Origin of the sequence: Amycolatopsis heterodermiae, from assembly GCF_034929455.1 — a bacterium.
GTDB lineage: Bacteria > Actinomycetota > Actinomycetes > Mycobacteriales > Pseudonocardiaceae > Amycolatopsis > Amycolatopsis heterodermiae.
The window spans coordinates 227,158-244,211 of sequence record NZ_JAYFSI010000001.1 but is presented as its reverse complement, the minus strand read 5'-3'; the positions used below and the strand labels follow the sequence as shown (position 1 = coordinate 244,211).

The 17,054-nt window shown below is 72.1% G+C and carries 20 protein-coding genes and 1 tRNA gene; 5 read left to right on the top strand and 16 right to left on the bottom strand.

Annotated elements, in window-relative coordinates; all coding sequences use genetic code 11:
- Positions 1 to 16: 16 nt before the first annotated feature.
- Genes VA596_RS01175 through VA596_RS01165 form a run of 3 tightly spaced genes read right to left on the bottom strand, consistent with a single transcriptional unit; the run spans position 17 to position 2,903 of the window.
- Positions 17 to 1,195 (bottom strand): ABC transporter permease, encoded by a 1,179-nt coding sequence (locus tag VA596_RS01175; protein WP_323322665.1) that lies wholly within the window; start codon positions 1,193 to 1,195, stop codon positions 17 to 19.
- Entirely contained in the window at positions 1,192 to 1,863 is a 672-nt protein-coding gene (locus tag VA596_RS01170) for an ABC transporter ATP-binding protein (protein ID WP_323322663.1), read from the bottom strand. The genes VA596_RS01175 and VA596_RS01170 overlap by 4 nt, the downstream gene beginning before the upstream one ends.
- Complete coding sequence (locus VA596_RS01165; protein ID WP_323322662.1) at positions 1,860 to 2,903, bottom strand: HlyD family efflux transporter periplasmic adaptor subunit; 1,044 nt, start codon at positions 2,901 to 2,903, stop codon at positions 1,860 to 1,862. The genes VA596_RS01170 and VA596_RS01165 overlap by 4 nt, the downstream gene beginning before the upstream one ends.
- A gap of 79 nt (positions 2,904 to 2,982) precedes the next feature.
- Between VA596_RS01165 and VA596_RS01160 the strand changes: the two genes are divergently transcribed.
- Together VA596_RS01160 and VA596_RS01155 are read left to right on the top strand one after the other, a co-directional pair.
- Positions 2,983 to 3,675: a response regulator transcription factor gene (locus VA596_RS01160; protein ID WP_323322660.1), complete on the top strand. Its 693-nt coding sequence runs from the start codon at positions 2,983 to 2,985 to the stop codon at positions 3,673 to 3,675.
- Positions 3,665 to 5,428: a HAMP domain-containing sensor histidine kinase gene (locus VA596_RS01155; RefSeq protein ID WP_323322659.1), complete on the top strand. Its 1,764-nt coding sequence runs from the start codon at positions 3,665 to 3,667 to the stop codon at positions 5,426 to 5,428. Before VA596_RS01160 ends, VA596_RS01155 begins: the two co-directional genes overlap by 11 nt.
- Here VA596_RS01155 and VA596_RS01150 read toward each other — a convergent pair.
- The 6 genes from VA596_RS01150 to VA596_RS01125 form a co-directional block, all read right to left on the bottom strand.
- The gene (locus VA596_RS01150; protein ID WP_323322657.1) at positions 5,391 to 6,395 is read right to left on the bottom strand and encodes a trypsin-like serine peptidase; all 1,005 of its coding nucleotides are present in this window, start codon (positions 6,393 to 6,395) and stop codon (positions 5,391 to 5,393) included. The genes VA596_RS01155 and VA596_RS01150 overlap by 38 nt on opposite strands.
- A 76-nt stretch (positions 6,396 to 6,471) precedes the next feature.
- Positions 6,472 to 6,945, bottom strand: coding sequence for a thioredoxin-dependent thiol peroxidase (bcp, locus tag VA596_RS01145; protein ID WP_323322655.1), 474 nt, complete (start codon positions 6,943 to 6,945; stop codon positions 6,472 to 6,474).
- Between the two features lie 24 nt (positions 6,946 to 6,969).
- Positions 6,970 to 7,509, bottom strand: coding sequence for a hypothetical protein (locus VA596_RS01140; protein ID WP_323322653.1), 540 nt, complete (start codon positions 7,507 to 7,509; stop codon positions 6,970 to 6,972).
- Positions 7,510 to 7,702: 193 nt separating this feature from the next.
- Positions 7,703 to 7,885 (bottom strand): hypothetical protein, encoded by a 183-nt coding sequence (locus VA596_RS01135; RefSeq protein ID WP_323322651.1) that lies wholly within the window; start codon positions 7,883 to 7,885, stop codon positions 7,703 to 7,705.
- Between the two features lie 317 nt (positions 7,886 to 8,202).
- Positions 8,203 to 9,090, bottom strand: coding sequence for a hypothetical protein (locus tag VA596_RS01130; RefSeq protein ID WP_323322649.1), 888 nt, complete (start codon positions 9,088 to 9,090; stop codon positions 8,203 to 8,205).
- A gap of 213 nt (positions 9,091 to 9,303) precedes the next feature.
- A complete protein-coding gene (locus tag VA596_RS01125; RefSeq protein ID WP_323322647.1) occupies positions 9,304 to 10,188 on the bottom strand; it encodes an AraC family transcriptional regulator in 885 nt (294 codons plus the stop codon).
- Positions 10,189 to 10,306: 118 nt separating this feature from the next.
- Between VA596_RS01125 and VA596_RS01120 the strand changes: the two genes are divergently transcribed.
- The gene (locus tag VA596_RS01120; protein ID WP_323322645.1) at positions 10,307 to 11,389 is read left to right on the top strand and encodes an aldo/keto reductase; all 1,083 of its coding nucleotides are present in this window, start codon (positions 10,307 to 10,309) and stop codon (positions 11,387 to 11,389) included.
- Here the strand turns inward: VA596_RS01120 and VA596_RS01115 are convergent.
- Together VA596_RS01115 and VA596_RS01110 are read right to left on the bottom strand one after the other, a co-directional pair.
- The gene (locus VA596_RS01115) at positions 11,383 to 12,147 is read right to left on the bottom strand and encodes an NAD(P)-binding domain-containing protein (RefSeq protein ID WP_323322643.1); all 765 of its coding nucleotides are present in this window, start codon (positions 12,145 to 12,147) and stop codon (positions 11,383 to 11,385) included. The two genes, VA596_RS01120 and VA596_RS01115, sit on opposite strands and share 7 nt — an antisense overlap.
- Before the next feature lie 8 nt (positions 12,148 to 12,155).
- Positions 12,156 to 13,073, bottom strand: coding sequence for a helix-turn-helix domain-containing protein (locus VA596_RS01110; RefSeq protein WP_323322641.1), 918 nt, complete (start codon positions 13,071 to 13,073; stop codon positions 12,156 to 12,158).
- Between the two features lie 70 nt (positions 13,074 to 13,143).
- Between VA596_RS01110 and VA596_RS01105 the strand changes: the two genes are divergently transcribed.
- Entirely contained in the window at positions 13,144 to 14,088 is a 945-nt protein-coding gene (locus VA596_RS01105; protein ID WP_323322639.1) for an NAD(P)H-binding protein, read from the top strand.
- Here VA596_RS01105 and VA596_RS01100 read toward each other — a convergent pair.
- From VA596_RS01100 to VA596_RS01090, 3 genes are all read right to left on the bottom strand, one after another.
- The gene (locus VA596_RS01100) at positions 14,075 to 14,851 is read right to left on the bottom strand and encodes a hypothetical protein (protein ID WP_323322637.1); all 777 of its coding nucleotides are present in this window, start codon (positions 14,849 to 14,851) and stop codon (positions 14,075 to 14,077) included. The genes VA596_RS01105 and VA596_RS01100 overlap by 14 nt on opposite strands.
- A gap of 54 nt (positions 14,852 to 14,905) precedes the next feature.
- Positions 14,906 to 15,163 carry a hypothetical protein gene (locus VA596_RS01095; RefSeq protein WP_323322635.1) on the bottom strand — a complete coding sequence of 86 codons (258 nt, stop codon included), beginning with the start codon at positions 15,161 to 15,163 and terminating at the stop codon, positions 14,906 to 14,908.
- A gap of 180 nt (positions 15,164 to 15,343) precedes the next feature.
- Positions 15,344 to 15,417 (bottom strand) — tRNA-Leu (locus tag VA596_RS01090).
- A gap of 122 nt (positions 15,418 to 15,539) precedes the next feature.
- On the opposite strand from VA596_RS01090, the gene VA596_RS01085 reads away from it, so the two are divergent.
- Positions 15,540 to 15,761 carry a DUF3618 domain-containing protein gene (locus VA596_RS01085; RefSeq protein WP_323322633.1) on the top strand — a complete coding sequence of 74 codons (222 nt, stop codon included), beginning with the start codon at positions 15,540 to 15,542 and terminating at the stop codon, positions 15,759 to 15,761.
- A 4-nt stretch (positions 15,762 to 15,765) separates the two neighbouring features.
- On the opposite strand, the gene VA596_RS01080 is transcribed toward VA596_RS01085, so the two are convergent.
- A complete protein-coding gene (locus VA596_RS01080) occupies positions 15,766 to 16,209 on the bottom strand; it encodes a hypothetical protein (RefSeq protein WP_323325586.1) in 444 nt (147 codons plus the stop codon).
- A gap of 216 nt (positions 16,210 to 16,425) precedes the next feature.
- A complete protein-coding gene (locus tag VA596_RS01075) occupies positions 16,426 to 16,983 on the bottom strand; it encodes a TetR/AcrR family transcriptional regulator (RefSeq protein ID WP_323325584.1) in 558 nt (185 codons plus the stop codon).
- Positions 16,984 to 17,054 lie beyond the last annotated feature (71 nt).

Here is a 17,054-nt window from a genome sequence, read left to right as displayed (position 1 = left end):
GCACGGCGTGAGCGACTCATGCCAGCGCCTGCGTCGGCGGCATCCGGGCGGCGCGCAGCGACGGGTGCAGGCCCGCCAGCACGCCGACGACCAGCGCGCCGAGCACCCCGCCCAGCACGGACAGCGGCGGGATCACTGGTGGCCAACCTTGGTACGTCGCGTATCCCAGCGTGACCAGTACACCGGCAGACGTCCCGGCGAGGCCGCCGAGGCCGGACAGGGCCACCGCCTCCGTCAGGAACTGGTCGCGGATCTGGCCGCGCGTCGCGCCCAAGGCGCGTCGCAGGCCGATCTCACGACGGCGTTCCAGCACCGAGATGAACATCGTGTTGGCGACGCCGACCCCGCCGACCAGCAGCGCGACCCCGGCCAAACCCAGGAACAGCGCGGAGAACGCCGTCTGCGTCGCCTGTTTCGCTGCCAGCGCGTCCGACGGCCGCGACACCTGGACCAGGCCGGGCAGCTCCGGGTTCAGCGTCGCCGGGAGCACCGCGCGGACGTCGGTGATCGCGTCCTCGCGGGACTTCACGTAGATCACCGTCGGGTGGCCGTCGAAGCCCAGGAACCGGGCCGCCGAGCCCCAGCCGACGAGGACCGCCCGCTCGACGTCCGGGGCCAGCGGCATCGGCGCGAGGACCCCGGTGACCGTGTACCAGGTGGTCCCGATCATCACGACCGGCGGCGGCTGACCCGGGACCAGGTAAGGGATCCCGAGCCGGGACGCCGCGACGTAGCCCAGCGTCACCACGGGCAGGTCCGCAGTCTCGAACCGTCCTGATTGGACACTGCCGTTCAGCGCGTCGAGCAGATCCGGCGACGCGGCCAGCACCGAAAGGCCCGAGCCGTCCTGCGGGTCCGTGCGGTCGGAGCGGCGGACGACGGCGTGGGTGTTCGCGACGGCCGCCGCCGTGGTCACCGGGCCGATCCGCCGGACGCTGCCCAGCGCCGACTCCGGCAGCACCACCGGCGGCGTCTGGTTCGGCTGCGGCTCGGCGCGGAGCAGGTTCGTGCCCAGCGCCGTCAGCTTGTCCAGCAACGCCGCCTGGCTCGACGCCGGGATGCCGGTGACCACGATCATCGTCGCGATGCCCAGCGCGATCCCGAGCGCGGACAACGCCGCCCGCAGCCGCCGGGTCCGGATGCCGAGCAGGCCGAGGGACAGCACGTCGGCCGGTGAAAGGCGCACCGGCTTCACCGCGAGTCCCGCACGATCCGGCCGTCGCGGAACTCGACCCGCCGGGGCAGCCGCGCCGCGATGTCCCGGTCGTGCGTGATGACCGCGAGCGTGGTGCCGTCGGCGTGCAGGCCGGTCAGCAGGTCCAGCACGGCCTGGCCGTTCGCGGTGTCCAGCGCGCCGGTCGGCTCGTCGGCCAGCACCAGCGCCGGGTCGTTGACGACGGCGCGGGCGATCGCGACGCGCTGGCGTTCGCCGCCGGAGAGTTCGTGCGGCCGGTGCGCGACGCGGTGCGCGAGCCCGACCCGGCCGAGCGCCTCCAGCGCCAGCGGGCGACGGCGGCGCCGCGGCACGCCCGCGTACAGCAGCCCGGTCGCCACGTTGTCCACAGCGGACAGTCCGTCGGTCAGGTGGAACTGCTGGAACACAAACCCCAGCCGCCTGCCGCGCAGCGCGGACAGCTGCCGGTCGGACAGCCGCGTGACGTCCTCGCCGTCGAGTTCGACCGTCCCGGACGTCGGCAGGTCGAGCGTCCCGGCGATGTGCAGCAACGTCGACTTGCCGGAGCCGGACGGCCCGACGATGGCCAGCAGTTCGCCGTCGGACACGGTCAGTGTGACGTCGTCGAGCGCGACGACGTCCCCGGGATAGCGCTTGCTCACCCCACGCAGGGCCAGCACCGGCGTCACGACGTCGTCACCACCTTCAGGCCCTCGGCGACGCCCGCACCGCGGATCTCGACGAGGTCGCGCGCGAACATCCCGGTCTCGACGGCTTTCAGCGTCCCGTCCGGCAGCTGCACGGCGTAGCCGCCTTCGCGCAGCGCGATCAGCGCGCCGACCGGGACCGCGAGCACCCCCGCGTGCGTCTCGGTCGTGATCCGCACCTGCACCGCCGCGGAATCGAGGTCCGCCACGGACTGCGGGTCGTCCGGCGTGACCAGCACGTTCACCTTGGGCGGTCCCTGGCCCTCCGCGACGTCCGTGCTCACCGACGTCACCTTCGCCGGGACGCCCTGGCCGTCCGGCCGCACCACCGAGACCACCGCGCCGGTCTTGATCGCCGCGACGTCCGAGGCGTCCACCGGCGCGACCACCACCTTGGTCGTGGACGTGACCGTGAGCAGCGGTTCCGCGACCGGGTCGCCGGGCTGCGCGGTCACCGAGTTGACCCGCACCGGGCCGGCCAGCACCGCGACCTGGCCGACGTCGAGGGTGCCGGTTTCGTCCAGGCCCACCTTCTTCTGCCACTTCTTCAGGGTTTCGGCGAACGTGAACGTCTTCGGGTGCCCGACCTGGTACCCCAGCGCGGCCAGGTTGGCGGCGACCATCGTGACGTCCGGCCCGGTCAGGTCCGGGTTGTCGAGCTTGCGGAACAACGGCGTGTCACCGAAGAACACCGGCACCGGGTGACCGTCCACTGAGTACAGCGGCTTGCCGCGCTGGGCGACGTCGCCCAGCGCGGGCAGCTTCGTCACGGTCCCGGCGCCCGTGCCCTTCAACGGCTGGGGCGTGCCGAAGCCGAGGGTGCCGGTGAAGGACCGGGTGTTCGCGAGGTCCGTCTTGCGGACGGCGACGGTCTGCACCGCGGGCGGCGGCGCGGCGGTGGCGGCGGTGCCGCGCCCGTGCTCGACCACGAAGAACGCCGTGGCCCCCAGCAGGACCACGACGACGGCGGTGACCAGCAGCCACACCCACCGGCGCCGGCCACCCGATCGGGTTGTGCTCATGGCGTCACCCTCACAGCGGAATGTCAGGGACCCATGAGGAAATCGTGGTCTTCCGGTAGCCGCGCTTATGCTCGGGATCATGTGCGCCCACATCGTGCTGGCCGAGGACGACGCCAAACAGGCCGAGCTCGTCCGGCGCTACCTCGAACGGGAGCAGCACACCGTGGTCGTCGTCGCGGACGGCACCGCGGCGCTGGACCTGGTCCGCCGGCACCCGCCGGACCTGCTGGTGCTCGACGTGATGCTGCCCGGCACGGACGGCCTCGAGATCTGCCGCAGGCTGCGCGCCGAGACCGACCTGCCGGTGCTGATGCTCACCGCACGCTCCACAGAGGACGATCTGCTCGCCGGGCTCGACCTCGGCGCCGACGACTACGTCACCAAGCCGTTCAGCCCGCGCGAGCTGATGGCGCGGATCCGCACGCTGCTGCGGCGTGCCGCCCCGGCCCGCCCCGGCGGCACGACCAGGGTGGGCACGCTGAGCGTCGATCCGCTGCGGCACGAGGTGACCGTCGACGGCCGGGCGATCGACTGCACGCCGGGCGAGTTCCGGCTGCTGGAGCTGATGGCCGCCCAGCCGGACCGGGTGTTCACCCGCGGCCAGCTGCTGGAGCACCTGCACGGCTTCGACCGCTACATCACGCAGCGCGCGATCGACGTGCACGTGATGAACCTGCGCAAGAAGATCGAGGCGCAGCCGCGGCGCCCGGCGCGGCTCGTCACGGTCTACGGCGTCGGCTACAAGCTGACCGCGGGCGCCGATGCGCCGTAGCCTCCTCCTGCGGTTGTTCGTGCTCTCGGCCCTGGTCGCGGTGGCCTCGATCGCCGCGACCGCGTGGCTCGCCGCGCGCACGACGTCCGGCGCGATCCAGCAGGAGCAGGGCCAGGCGCTCGCCGACGACGGCACCATCTACCGCGGCCTGCTGAAGTACGCCGCGACCCACCCGAACTGGCACGACGTCGCCGCCGAGGTGCGCGGTACCGCGTCGATCACCGGCCGCCGCATCGCGCTGACGCTGACCGACGGCACGCCCGTCTTCGACTCGGCCACCGACGGCCGGCCGCTGCCGCTGCGGCCCTCGATCGTCGTCGACCCGCTGCAGGTCGACTCCGGGCTGGGGCAGCAGACCACCGCCGACCGGATCGACCCGGACGCCGTCGGCCCGTACGCGCTGCCGGCCGAGGACCGCACGCGCCTCGGCGCGCTCGCCCAGCGGGTCCTGCGGTGCGTCCAGGCCCGCTCCGGCGTCGGGACCGTCGTGACGTCGCCGGGCGGGCATCCGCGGATCGAGGGGGCCGACCCGTTCGTGCTGTCGTCGTGCAACGGCAGCACGCTCAGCCTGCCGACGAAGACCGAGCAGGCCGCGCTGGACCAGCTGTCGGCGCTGGTCAGCGCGTGCCTCAACCGCGGTCCCGAGTCCAAGCCGCTCGCGCAGGTGCAGGTGCTGCTCGACTTCACCTGGGTGCAGAAGGGCGTGGTTCGGACCGCTGAGTCGAACCAGGCCGTGCAGTCGTGCCTGAGCGCCGCGCGGCGGGAGCAGCTGACGCCGTTCGTCGCGCCCGCCGCGTCGCTCTACCTCACCGCGCCGGGCGGCGAAGCTCCCGCGGGCTTCACGTTGTCGCCGGAGAACAAGGTCCGCCTGTTCGAGGTCGCGGGCGGGATCCTGCTGCTGACGCTGCTGGTCACGGTGCTCGCCGGGGTCCGGCTGATCCGGCCGCTGCGCGCGCTCACCGGCGCGGCGAAGCGGATGGAAGGCGGCGAGAGCGGCGCCCAGGTCAAGGTGCGCGGGCGTGACGAGATCGCCCGGCTCGGGACCGCGTTCAACGCCATGTCCGCGAGCCGCGAGCGCCTGGAGGAGACGCGCAAGGCGATGGTCAGCGACATCGCGCACGAGCTGCGGACGCCGCTGAGCAACATCCGCGGCTGGCTGGAGGCGACGCAGGACGGCATCAGCCGGCTCGACGACGAGCTGGTCGACTCGCTGCTCGAAGAGGCCGTCCACCTGCAGCACATCGTCGACGACCTGCAGGATCTCGCGCTCGCCGACGCCGGCGCGCTGCGCCTTCACCCCGAGCCGGTGGACGTGCCGCACCTGCTGGCCCAGGTCGTGGCGGCGCAGAGCCCGGCGGGCGTCTCACTCTCGGTCGAAGCGCCGGACGCCCTCGAGGTGACGGCCGATCCGGTGCGGCTGCGCCAGGCCGTCGGCAACCTGGTGGCCAACGCGGTCCGGTACACCCCGGCCGGCGGTGTGGTGGTGGTCCGCGGCGGCCGGGACGGCGACGACGTCGTCATCGAGGTCGCCGACACCGGCGCCGGGATCGAGGCCGCCGACCTGCCGCACGTGTTCGACCGGTTCTGGCGGGCGGACAAGGCGCGGACCCGCGGGAGCGGCGGCAGCGGCCTGGGTCTGGCCATCGTCCGGAAGCTGGCGGAGGCCCACGGTGGCACGGTCACCGCGGCCTCCGCACCGGGTCAGGGCTCGACGTTCACGCTGCGGCTGCCCGCTGGTACAGCGGCTCGGTGACCGCGGTCGTGAACTGCGGGCCGAACAGGTAGCGCGTGCAGTCCGGCGTCTGGTCGAGGCAGAGCGAGCCGTCGGCGTGCAGGTACCAGGCCTCGGTGTCGACGCCGACGACCACGCCGTAGCCGGTCTTCTCGGAGAACGCCGTCAGCCGCGGGCCGCCGCTGGCACCGCCGCCCATGTCGCATGGCACGCCCCACTGGCCGCGCGGCACCGGGACCTCGTCGTTGCCCGGGTTCTCCTTCGGCTGTCCCCAGCAGTGCGCGGCGCGCTGCCCGGTGAACTCCGGACGACCCTGGTGGCCGGGCTGTTTCGCGGCGCGCGGGTAGCCGAACTCCTGGGCGGGCAGGCTGCCGGGCAGGCCGATGCCGAGCGGCTGGGCGGCCCGGGTGACGTCGGCGGCGCGCCGGCCGTGCTCGTCCGGGTTCAGCACCAGGAACGCCTGGTCGTGGCCGCTCTGCTGGTCGTCGCTCACCCAGGTCGTGTCGGCGAACGCCGTGCGGGCCACGAAAGCGCCGTACGGGCGGGTGTTGTCGCGGAAGCCGGGGACGAACAGCAGCTTGTCCGTCCACTGTGGATCGTTGCCGATCAGGTCCATGGTGTGCACGCAGTGCCCGCCGGTGACGACGGTGCTGCGGTTGGCCGCGGCGACGAGCGTCGCGGTGCAGCTTTCGTCCTCGCCGCGGTCGACGAAGAACAGCCGTCCGATCGTGCGGTCCACGGCGGTGCCCGGGGCGAACCCGGCGCCGTCCGGGCCGTCGGCGGGTGGTGCGCCGGGGGTGGACGGGCCGGTGGGCATCGCCGCGATGCGTTCGGGCGTCCAATAGTCGAGCACGGCTTGGCGCTGGGCGGCGGTCACCGCCAAGTCGTGCGTGACGACGGTGCCGGCGGCGTGCGCGGGCGTGGCCCCGAGCGCCGCCGCGGCCAGCACGGCCGCGGCGAGCACGGGGATCTTGGTTGCCTGGAACAAAAGAGCCTCCCTTTCGTGACCCGGGCAGCGTCCCGAAAGGGTGTGTGGAACCGATGAGCGAGCGGTCAGGCGGTGATCAGGCGGCCAGGCCGAGGTCCCGGATCAGCTTCGCCACGTGGCCCGTCGCGCGGACGTTGTAGAAGGCGTGGGCGATCTTGCCGTCGGGGTCGACGACGAACGTCGAGCGGATCACGCCCATGTACTTCTTGCCGTAGTTGATCTTCTCGCCGTACGCGCCCCACTCGGTGATGACGGTCTTCTCCGGGTCGCCCAGCAGCGGGAACGTCAGCTCTTCCTTCTCGGCGAACTTCGCGAGCTTCGCCTGCTTGTCCGGCGAGATGCCGACGACCTGGTAGCCGGCGTCGTTCAGCTCGGCGAGGTTGTCGCGGAAGTCGCAGGCCTGCTTGGTGCAGCCCGGCGTGCTCGCCGCCGGGTAGAAGTAGACGACCACGGACTGGCCGCGGAAGTCGCGCAGGGACACCTCCTTGCCCTCGCTGTCGGGCAGGGTGAAGTCCGGGGCGTCGTCACCCGGGGAGAGGCGATCGGTCATGCGTCGAGCGTAACGGGCGCCGGCTCAGGCGGTTCCGCAATACGTGACCACGGCTTCTTCGGTCGTGCTCGGCCGGATCCGCAGCCGGAGCTGGGTCTGGTCCTGGGGCATCGCGAAGGCGAAGGTGACGCGCACCGAGCGGCCCGGCAGCACGTCCTTGCCGGCGTCGGCGATGCCGGTGAAGCCCTGCGTCGTGTCGACGACCTGCTTCACGGCCGTGCCCTGCGCGGTGGCCGTGACCGTGAGGCCCGAGAGCTTGTACGTCGTGGAGCCGGCGTTCGTCAGCTGGACGTCGAAGGCCGCGCCGCGCGGGCTCTGCGGGTACGCCGAGAAGCTGGGCTTGAACGACTGGGGTGAGCCGACCGAGATGGTGACGCCGCTGGCGAACCGGTGGTCGGCGCCGAACTTCAGGTCGTTGCCCGCCTGCGCGGCCCCGGCGCCCGCGGGGGAGCCGCCCGCGCCGAGCGCGGCGGTGCCTTCCTGCGCCGAAGGGACCCCGCACGCCACCGCCAGGCCCAGCAGTCCTGAGGTGAACATGATCTTGCACGTGCGCGCGAGCGCCATCGCGGGTACTCCAGTCGGCGGTTCGGGGGATGCCGTTCGGCAGCGGGGTGTGCCGGGCGAACGCGCTCCACTCTGGCCGTGATCGCTCGGGGTTACGAGGCGCCACGGGGGGTTGTCGCGCACCTGGTGCCGCCCCGTGGCCAATCCGTGACCGGAACGGCACGGGTGGTGACAATCACCATCTACATGCCACTTAAACGGCGAGCGCGAACAGCAGGATGAAGATCGCCACCCCGGCCACCCAGGCGGCCATGAGCCAGCCGAAATCGCGGACCGGGTCGACCGCGCGGCTCTCTTCGCCGGGCACGTAGACGCCGCGTTCCTCGAACCAGTCGGCCCAGCGGGCGAACCAGCCGAACGGGTTTCGCGACGCCATGGTTCACCTCCGGGTACGGGCTTCCCCGTCACCCTACGGGTTCGGCGCCGGGGACCGGAAGGCGCGTGATGATCAGGAGTTTCGTCCCGGGGAGGGCGCTCATTCGAGCGCGTTCGACGCCTTCGATGGACGTCGGGGACGGCGGCGGTCGGGGCCGGACCACCGCGAGTGGTCCGGTCGGCCGGAGACCGTCGGGCCGCCGCCCCGATCGGTGGAGGCGGCGGCGGTCGCGGTCCGTGTCCGTCTCACGGACCGCAAGGGGACACGCCACGGTCGAGTGAACCTCGGCGTCACTCGTGTAGAGCTTTTCGGTGGTCTCAGACGACGCCGTTGCGCTGCAGGATCGACACGGCACGCACCGTGGCGTACCCGCGCCATTCGAGCTCGGCCGCGGGCGAGTAGCTCGCGAAGTCGACCCGCCAGCCGCCGTCGTCCTGCTGCTCGCCGGCGAGCCGCCGCAGTTCGGCGTCGATCACGTCGTCCTTGAACAACGCGCGCGCCGGCCGGTCCGGCAGGGGCGCGAAGTCGAGGGCGCGCAGGGTCTCGCCTTCGGATCCGCCGGCCACCGCGGCGAGACCGTCGGCCGGGACGAACGCCCCGAGGTGGTCCAGCAGCTCGCCTGCCTCGGGGTGCAGGTCGTGGGCGGCGTCGGCGAACTGCACCGCGAACGAGAGGGCGATCGCGTGCGGCGCCTCGGAAAGAGCCCGGATGGCGTCGAAGCAGTACCGGGTCGCCCCGGCCAGCCAGGGGTGCTCACGCACGGCCCGGTCGTGGCGCGCGACGCGCAGGGCGACGGCGGCCGCGAAGGCCGTGCTCTGCAGCGTGGCTTCGTCCGGATCGGCCTGGACCCAGAACGGCGCGCACCCGGCCGGATCGGCCACCGGCAGCGCGAACGGCAGCCCGCCGTCGGGGCGGGAGGCGCCCGCCAGCCAGTCACAGAGCCGGGCCGCGTGCGGCGAAGTGTCCGGAGCGACGTCTTCGAAGACCTCGAAGGCGTGCAGGGCACCACCGGGCTGGCTTTCCGGCGCCCGCAGGTCCGGCTCCAGGCCCCAGCCGTAACCGCCGTCAGGATTCCGGTAGCCATCAACGGCGGCGAGCACGGCTTGTGTGTCCGTGGTGCCCTGCAGCAGCTCGAAACGGCGCCGGTCGAGAAGCCGGGCGTGCATGGCCATGAAGGACGCCGCGGCGGAGAGGTTCGCAGTCACCCGGCCAGGGTCGCACCCACCGGGGTCAGGGTCTTGAACGGATCGGCGCGCCAGGGCAGCGGCGTGCCGGCGGGTCGCGGCTGAGGGGACGGCACCGGCGAGTGGGGCGGTCGGCGTGGAACGGGATGCGCCGGTGTGCGGCGCCGGGGTGGTCCTTGAGCGGATGGCATCGCCGTGTCCCGATCGGCGTCGGATTGAAGCCGGATGCGCAGGTCAGGGCAGCTGCGGCCCCGGCGTCGCGGCCTCGCGCAGCCGGGCCGCGTCCTGGCCCGGTGGGGCGCCGAACAGCCGCCGGTACTCGCGGTTGAACTGAGACGGGCTGTCGTAGCCGACCAGGTGGCCGACCCCCGCTACATCCCCCGCGTCGGCGACCAGCAGTGAACGCGCCTCCTGCAGCCGGATGCGCTTCTGGAACTGCAGGGGGCTCATCGATGTCACCGCCCTGAAGTGCCGGTGGAACGCCGATGGGCTCATCCCGGTCAGCCGCGCCAGCTCGTCGATGCGCATCGGCTCCGCATAGTTCTCGCGGACCCAGCGGATGGCCCGGCTGACGTGGGACAGGCTGCTGTCGGCCAGCCCGATCTGGCGCAGCAGGGCACCGTGCGGGCCGGTGAGCAGGCGCCAGAGGATCTCCCGCTCGATCAGCGGGGCCAGGACCGGCGCGTCCGCGGGGTGGTCGAGCAGGCGCAGCAGCCGGACGGTGGCGTCGAGCAGGTCGGGGCCGGCGTCGCCGGTCGCGATGGGGGACGGGTCGCGCGGCCACGGGCGGGGCGGCGTCTCCAGCAGCAGCGGCGCGATGGCCGCGGGCCGCAGCTCCAGGCCCATGCCCAGGGCCGGCGTCCGCGGCGACGCGCCGACGAAGTGGCCGGTCACCGGCAGGTCCGTGGTGACGAGCAGGTACTGCCCGGCCCGGTATTCGTGCAGCTGCTCGCCGAGCAGCAGGCGCTTCCCGCCCTGCGCCATGACGACCAGCAGCGGCTCGGTCAGCGAGTGGTGCGGCTCGGCGGAGTCCACTTTGGACAGCAGCAGGCCCGGCACGCGCGTGCGCAGGTCCGGGTGGGCGTGCGCGGCGATGAGGTCGCGGATGTCGTCGAGCATGACCTCAAGAGAACCAAGGTCGGCAGGATCGTGCAAGAGGTCGAGTGGATCGATCTACCACTGAGCTGGCACATCGCGTTTCCTGGTAGTAGCCAATCCGACACGCAAGGAGCGTTTCATGTCACTCGACCAGTACGTCACCCTCGGCCGGTCCGGACTGCGCGTCAGCCCGTTCGCCCTCGGCGCGATGACCTTCGGCGAGGACCCGGGCGGCGCCGGCTGCAGTGTCGAGGAGTCCGAGAAGATCCTCGCCTCCTACCTCGACCTGGGCGGGAACTTCGTCGACACGGCCAACTTCTACACCAACGGCCACTCGGAGAAGATCCTCGGCGACTTCTTCGCCGCGCAGCCCGGCCGGCGCCAGCACGTCGTGCTCGCGTCGAAGTTCTTCGGCAACATGTTCCCCGGCGACCCGAACGGCGGCGGCGCGGGCCGGGCGTCGATCATCGCCCAGCTGGAGCAGACGCTGCGGCGCCTGCAGACCGACTACCTCGACCTCTACTGGCTGCACAACTGGGACCGCGCCACGCCGATCGAGGAGACCATGCGGACCCTCGACGACCTCGTGCGCGCGGGCAAGATCCGCTACGTCGGGTTCTCGAACACCCCGGCGTGGGTCACCGCGCAGGCCCAGACGACCGCGCAGCTGCGCGGCTGGACGCCGCTGATCGCGCTGCAGGTCGAGTACTCGCTGCTGGCCCGCACGGTCGAGGGTGAACTCGCGCCGTTCGCCCGGGACCAGGGGATCGCGCTGACGCCGTGGAGCCCGCTGAAGAACGGCTTCCTGTCCGGCAAGTACCGCCGCGGCGCCGGCACCCCCGAGTCGGCCCGCACGGCGTACGTCGGCGGCCCGAGCGAGGCGGAGTTCGACGTCATCGACGTCGTGGCCGCGATCGCCGGCGAGCTCGGCACGACGTCCGCGGCGGTGTCCCTGGCCTGGCTGCGCGCCCGCCCGGGCACGGTGGTCCCGATCGTCGGTGCGCGGCGCCTGGAGCACCTGACCGGCAACCTCGCGGCGCTGGAGATCTCCCTGTCGGCCGGCCAGCTCGCCCGGCTGGACGAGGTGTCGGCGCCGACGCTGGACTACCCGGCCCCGATGCACGGCGCCCAGCGCGCGATGCTCCAGTTCGCGGGCACCACGGTCGACGGCGAGCCGTCGGCGGTCTACCCGCCGCTGCTGCAGAGCGACGTCCGCTACTGACCGCTCACCCGGGCCAGGACGGCGTCGAGGCCCTTCCGGACGCTGTCGGGCAGGCCGTCGCCGCGCAGGTCGGTCAGGAACTGCTCGTTGATGCCGCCCGGGGTCATGTGCTTCCCGGCCAGGTCCTCGAGCGTGCCGGGGTGCGTGAGCAGCGTCCGGCCCAGCTCGCCGAAGACGTGCGCCACGTAGGCGTCCGCCTCTTCGGCCGCGACGCCGTGCTCGGTCATCCAGCGCGCGATGGTGGCCAGCTGGTCGAGGTGCGCGGCGAAGGTGGCGGTCGCCGTGGAGAACGTGGCCAAGGCCGCTTCGTCCCGTGGGACGACGACGTCGCCGACGCTCTCGAACAGCGCCCGGGCGACGGGGTCGTCAGGGTAGAGGGCAGTGCGGCCGGCGCCCCGGCTCACGGTCGGCAGCGGGATGGACCGGACCTGCCGGGCGGCCGGAGCGGTCCACTCCCGCAGCTGCTCCAGCGACACCCCGGCCAGCACGCTGACCACCACGTGTTCCGGCCGGAAGACGAGGCCGGCCAGCACCTCCCGCGCGACCTGCGGGCGTACCGCGACGACGATCGTGGTGGTGCTGTCGAGCACTTCCTGGTTGCCGCCGCACACCCGCACGTTCGGGAACCGGGCGGCCAGTGCGTGCGCGACGTCGTGGTTGCGCGGCGACAGGAAGACGTCCGGCGGGGCGGCGACGCCGAGGCCTTCGACGATCGCCGCGGTGATCTCGCCGGTGCCCACGAACCCGTACGACTGCATGGCGAACCCTAACCGCGGAACGTGCGGCGGTAGGCGTCCGGGGCCACGCCGACCGTGCGGTGGAAGTGGCGCCGCAACGTCGTCGCCGTGCCCATGCCGACCGCTTCCGCGATGGCGTCCACGCTGCTCGCCGACGTCTCCAGCAGCTCCTGGGCGCGGCGGATGCGCTGGGTCAGCATCCACTGCAGCGGGGTGGTGCCGGTGACCGCGTGGAAGTGGCGGGTCAGGGTGCGGGCGCTCATGTTGGCCTGCCGCGCCAGGTCCTCCACCGACAGCGGCCGGTCCAGCCGCTCGGCCGCCCACGGGAACAGCTCGGTCAGCGGGTGGTCGGCCCGGTCGGGCACCGGGGCCGGGACGAACTGGGCCTGCCCGCCGTCGCGGTGCGGGGGCACGACCAGGAGGCGGGCGATCGTGTTGGCGGCCGCCGAGCCGTGGTCGGTGCGGACCAGGTGCAGGCACAGGTCCATCGCCGCGGCCTTGCCCGCGGACGTCAGGACGCTGCCGTTGTCGACGTAGAGCACGTCCGGGTCGACCTGGACGCCGGGGTAGCGCGCGGCGAGCGCGGCGGTGTGGGCCCAGTGGGTCGTCGCGCGCAGGCCGTCGAGCAGGCCGGCGGCGGCCAGCACGAACGCGCCGGTGCACAGCGACGCCACCCGCGCGCCCCGCGCGTGGGCCTCGCGGACGGCGTCGAGCAGGTCGGCCGGCGGGTCCACGTCGACGTCGGCCCAGCCCGGGACGAGCACCGTGTCGGAGCGGGCCAGCCGGTCGAACCCGTGCTCCGGCTCCAGCCGGAACCGGCCGACCACGACCGGGGCCGAGCCGCAGACGGCGAAGTCGTACCGCGGGTTCTCGCCGAAGACCTCCGACGCGATGGCCAGCTCGAACGACAGCATCCCGTCGGTCGCGGCGAGCGCCACAGTCTTCATGTCCGGAATTGTACGCATGATGGCGTTCCGGACACTGGTCGCGCGACGCCGCCGTCGTGAGGATGGCTGCATGACATCGGTTCTGGTTTACGGCGCCTACGGGCACACCGGGCGTTTCGTGGTGGCCGAGCTGCGCGAACGCGGGTTCGAGCCGATCCTCTCCGGCCGTGACGCGGCGCGCCTGCCGGGCGGCCGGGTGGCGACGGTCGACAACCCGGCGTCGCTCGACCGCGCTCTGGAGGGCGTGGCCGCGGTGATCAACGCAGCAGGACCGTTCGCGGAGACGGCCGCGCCGCTGATCGAGGCGGCGCAGCGGGCGGGCGTGCCCTACGTGGACGTCGCGGCCGAGCTCGAGGCCAACCTCGACACCTTCGCGCGCGTCGCGGACGGTGTCGTCGTCCCGGCGATGGCGTTCTTCGGCGGCCTGGGCGACCTGCTGGCCACGGCGGCCATGGGCGACTGGACGAGCGCGGACGAGATCCACGTCGCGTACGGCCTGAGCGGCTGGCACCCGACGGCGGGAACGCTCGCCGCGGGCCGCGTCTCCCGCGCCCGGCGGGGCGACCGGCGCATCCGGTTCGCAGACGGCCGCCTGCAGTACGCCGACGATCCGCTGCCGAAGCTCAGCTGGCCGTTCCCTGCCCCGCTGGGCCCGCAGCCGGTGCTGGGTGAGTTCACGATGGCCGACGTCGTGACGATCCCTCGCCACCTGGCTGTCCCCTCGGTGACGACGTACATGACTGCGGTGGCGGCCGCGGGCCTGTCGGCGGCGCAGGAGCGTGCGGGGGCACCGGAGACGTTCGTGGTCGACGTGGTGGTGCGATCCGGTGGCGAAGAACGCCGGATCACGGCGCGCGGCCAGGACATCTACGCGGTCACGGCACCGCTCGCGGTGGAAGCGGTGGAGCGAATCCTGACGGGCCGCACCAAGACGAAGGGGGTTGTCCCGGCGGGAGAGCTGTTCGACGCCCCGGACTTCCTGAAGGCGCTGGCACCCCACGTCACGATCGACTGAGCTCGAGAATCGCGCTCGCCACCTCGGAGCGGAGCAGCGTCGACCAGATGATCTCGCCGGGCGCCGGTTGCATCTCCGCGAGCGGAGACGGCTCGGGTTGCCAGTCGTCCGGCGTGACGCCGGGAACGCAGTCGAGGAGCAGGGCGAAGATCGCCGGATCGGGAACGCCTTCGGCGATGATCGCCAGGTAGGCCTCGTGATCCTCGCCGACGCGTACCAAAGCTTTAACGCGGTGGTGGCGGAACTCGGCCACGGCAAGGTTTCCGGTCGTGAGCGACAGGGAGACGAGGCCGATCACCATGCGCTTCATCTCGCGGCGCCAGGCAACCGCTTGCTCGGCCGTGAAACGCTTCCAGTCCCAATCACCTGGGAGCAGATGTGCGCTCGAAACGGTCTTGCCGTCGGTGCACTCACGCTTGATCGACGCGTAGAAGTCACGCTGCGGGCTGTCGGCTTGGCGGTGCCCGGCTGCGCCGATCCACCATCTGCCGAGGTCGCGCGGCAGTCCCTCCGGCAGGCCGTCGTCGGGCAGCCGGGTGACGACGGCCCGCTGGTCGCCGGTCTTGACCTTGAACCACACCCGGTCGCACAGGGCCAGGATCCGGCGAGCCCCGCCGGCGTCCCGCAGTTCCGGAACCGCCTGCGCGGCCGTGACGACCGGGTTGTCCATCTCTTCGAGTGGGCGGCCGAGATCCGGCGGCAAGAGGCCGAGGTCGGCCAGGCATCTCTTCGTCGGGCGGACGCCGACGGGGACCTGGGTCATGATCGAAATGCTAGAGAACCCCGTGACGGCGGGTGCTGGCGGTCACACGCTGAGCTACTTCGGCAGGCCGCCGAGGTCGTCGATCTCGGCGGCGCTGAATCCGGTCATCAAGGAGACGGCAGCGCTGTCGGTGCCGTTGAGCTGGCCGAGCGCGGCCTTGACGCCCGCGTTGATCTCGTCGCGGTGAGCGTCGACGTACTCGCGGACAGCGGCATCGACGATGTCCTTCTTCGAGCGCGACAGGAAATGAGCCGCGTGGGACACGAGTTCGTCGGTCGCGGCGTCTACCTTGATCGGCGCGGTGGCGGCCATGACCGAACTCCCCTCGATGTGGTGCGAGCGCTCTCGTGGTACCAGAGTACCAGTGGGTACTCCGGGAAGGCGGCGTGCGCGTTCCCGGCTCGACAGGCGGGGCGTAGTGCTCGGCGGGCCGATCCGAAGGTGAAGGCGCTGGCGCCCCACGTCACGATCGAGTGGGTGCGGGGAATCGAGTGGGCCCGGAGAGACTCGAACTCTCACTGGCACGGACCTAAACCGTGTGCCTCTGCCAATTGGGCTACGGGCCCTGCGCATCCGGAAGCGTAGCGTGCTGCGGCGTCCGCCACGCCGGGCCGTGGCCGGTGCGGGGTCTCGGCAGGGGGCCAGCTAACGTTGGGCGCCAGCAGTCCCTTGCGGCGGAGGAGGACACGTGGCCCGCGACCCCGAGACGATCGAGCGTGAGATCGAGCAGGCTCGAACCGCCCTGGCGGCGACGCTCGACCAGCTGACCGTCAAGGCCGACCCGAAGAAGCTCGCGGACGCGGCCAAGGACGGCGTGCGCGCCAAGCTGGACAACCCCAAGGTCAAGTACCCGCTGATCGGTGCGGGTGTCCTCGTGCTCGCCCTGCTGGTGCGCAAGCTCTTCAAGTAACGGCTCAGGCGCGAGCCGGCTTGGCCGGGGCCTTGCTCTCGACCTCGGGGGCGGGCTCGGCCACCGGCTTGGGCTCTTCGACCGCCTTCGGCAGCTGCTTGCCCGTCGGCAACGCCGGTTTCTTCTCGACGGCCGGCTTTTCGACGGCCTTCTCCGCTGTCTGCTGCTTCGGCACGCTGCCGGGCGGCGGGACCTCGAGCGGCGGGAGCTTCGGGAGCGTCAGCCGGGCGGTCATGTACGTGCTGGTGAAGTCCAGCGCACTGCCGTTGATCAGGTGGACCACCGTGTTCCGGCCCTCCCCGCCGAGCTCCTCGACCAGCTGGTCGGCCCGGTCCCGCGCGGCGATGATGCCCGGCGCCCTGGCGGTCAGCTCCTTGCCGTGGCCGCTGACCGTGATCGCCCAGTCGGCGTCCTGTTGGACGTACGTCGCCGTGATCGCTTCCACCATCTGCCTCACGCCCCTCTCCCTCTCCAGCAAACCCTCACGCGTACGTGACCCGGTCACCCCGCCGTTATGACGTGGTTTCCGCCACCCTGTGCACGGCCGCGCAAGTCCAGCATTCCTTTGTACCGTGTCATCGATACCGTAGAGCAACTCTGTGTCACAAGACACGGAGCGCAAAGTGCGCTGCGTAACGACCGAATGGCCTAATGCACGAGCAGATTACCGTGCACGGCCCCGAAGTCCAGCCCAGAGGACGTCCATCGCGTACTCGGTGGCCATTTCGGGGGTCACTTCATCGTGGCGCTCGCACCAGATAGCGAGCCGTTCGCACGCTCCGACGACGAATTCCGCAGCCGCCTCGGCCTGCAGGTCGTCATCTCCGGTGAAATATCCGCTCATCAGTGCGGCGATGAGGTCGGTCTGCTGCCGGCGGGTTTCTTCGACCTCGTCGGCGGCCGGCGTGCCGATCAGCGCCATCTCGTGCCGCAGCAGCGACCACGCTTCGCGTCGCTCCCGGATGAACACGAAGAACGCCAGCAGGCCGCGCCGCAGGGCGTCCTCGGCGCTGGTCGCCCCGACCGTCGCCTGCTCGGTGACCTCGCGCAGGATCGCCCTCGACTCCCGGATGCACGCCAGGAGCAGGCCTTCCTTCGAGTTGAAGTACTCGTAGAGCATCGGCTTCGAGACGCCCACCAGCTCGGCGATCTCGTCCATGGACGCCGCCGCGTAGCCGCGCTCCGAAAACACCTGCTCGGCGACCTCGATCATCTGCCGCATCCGCTCGGCCCGGGGCATGCGCTTGCGTTTCGCGGTGGTCACGGGCAACACTCTACCGGTAGTAACCTACT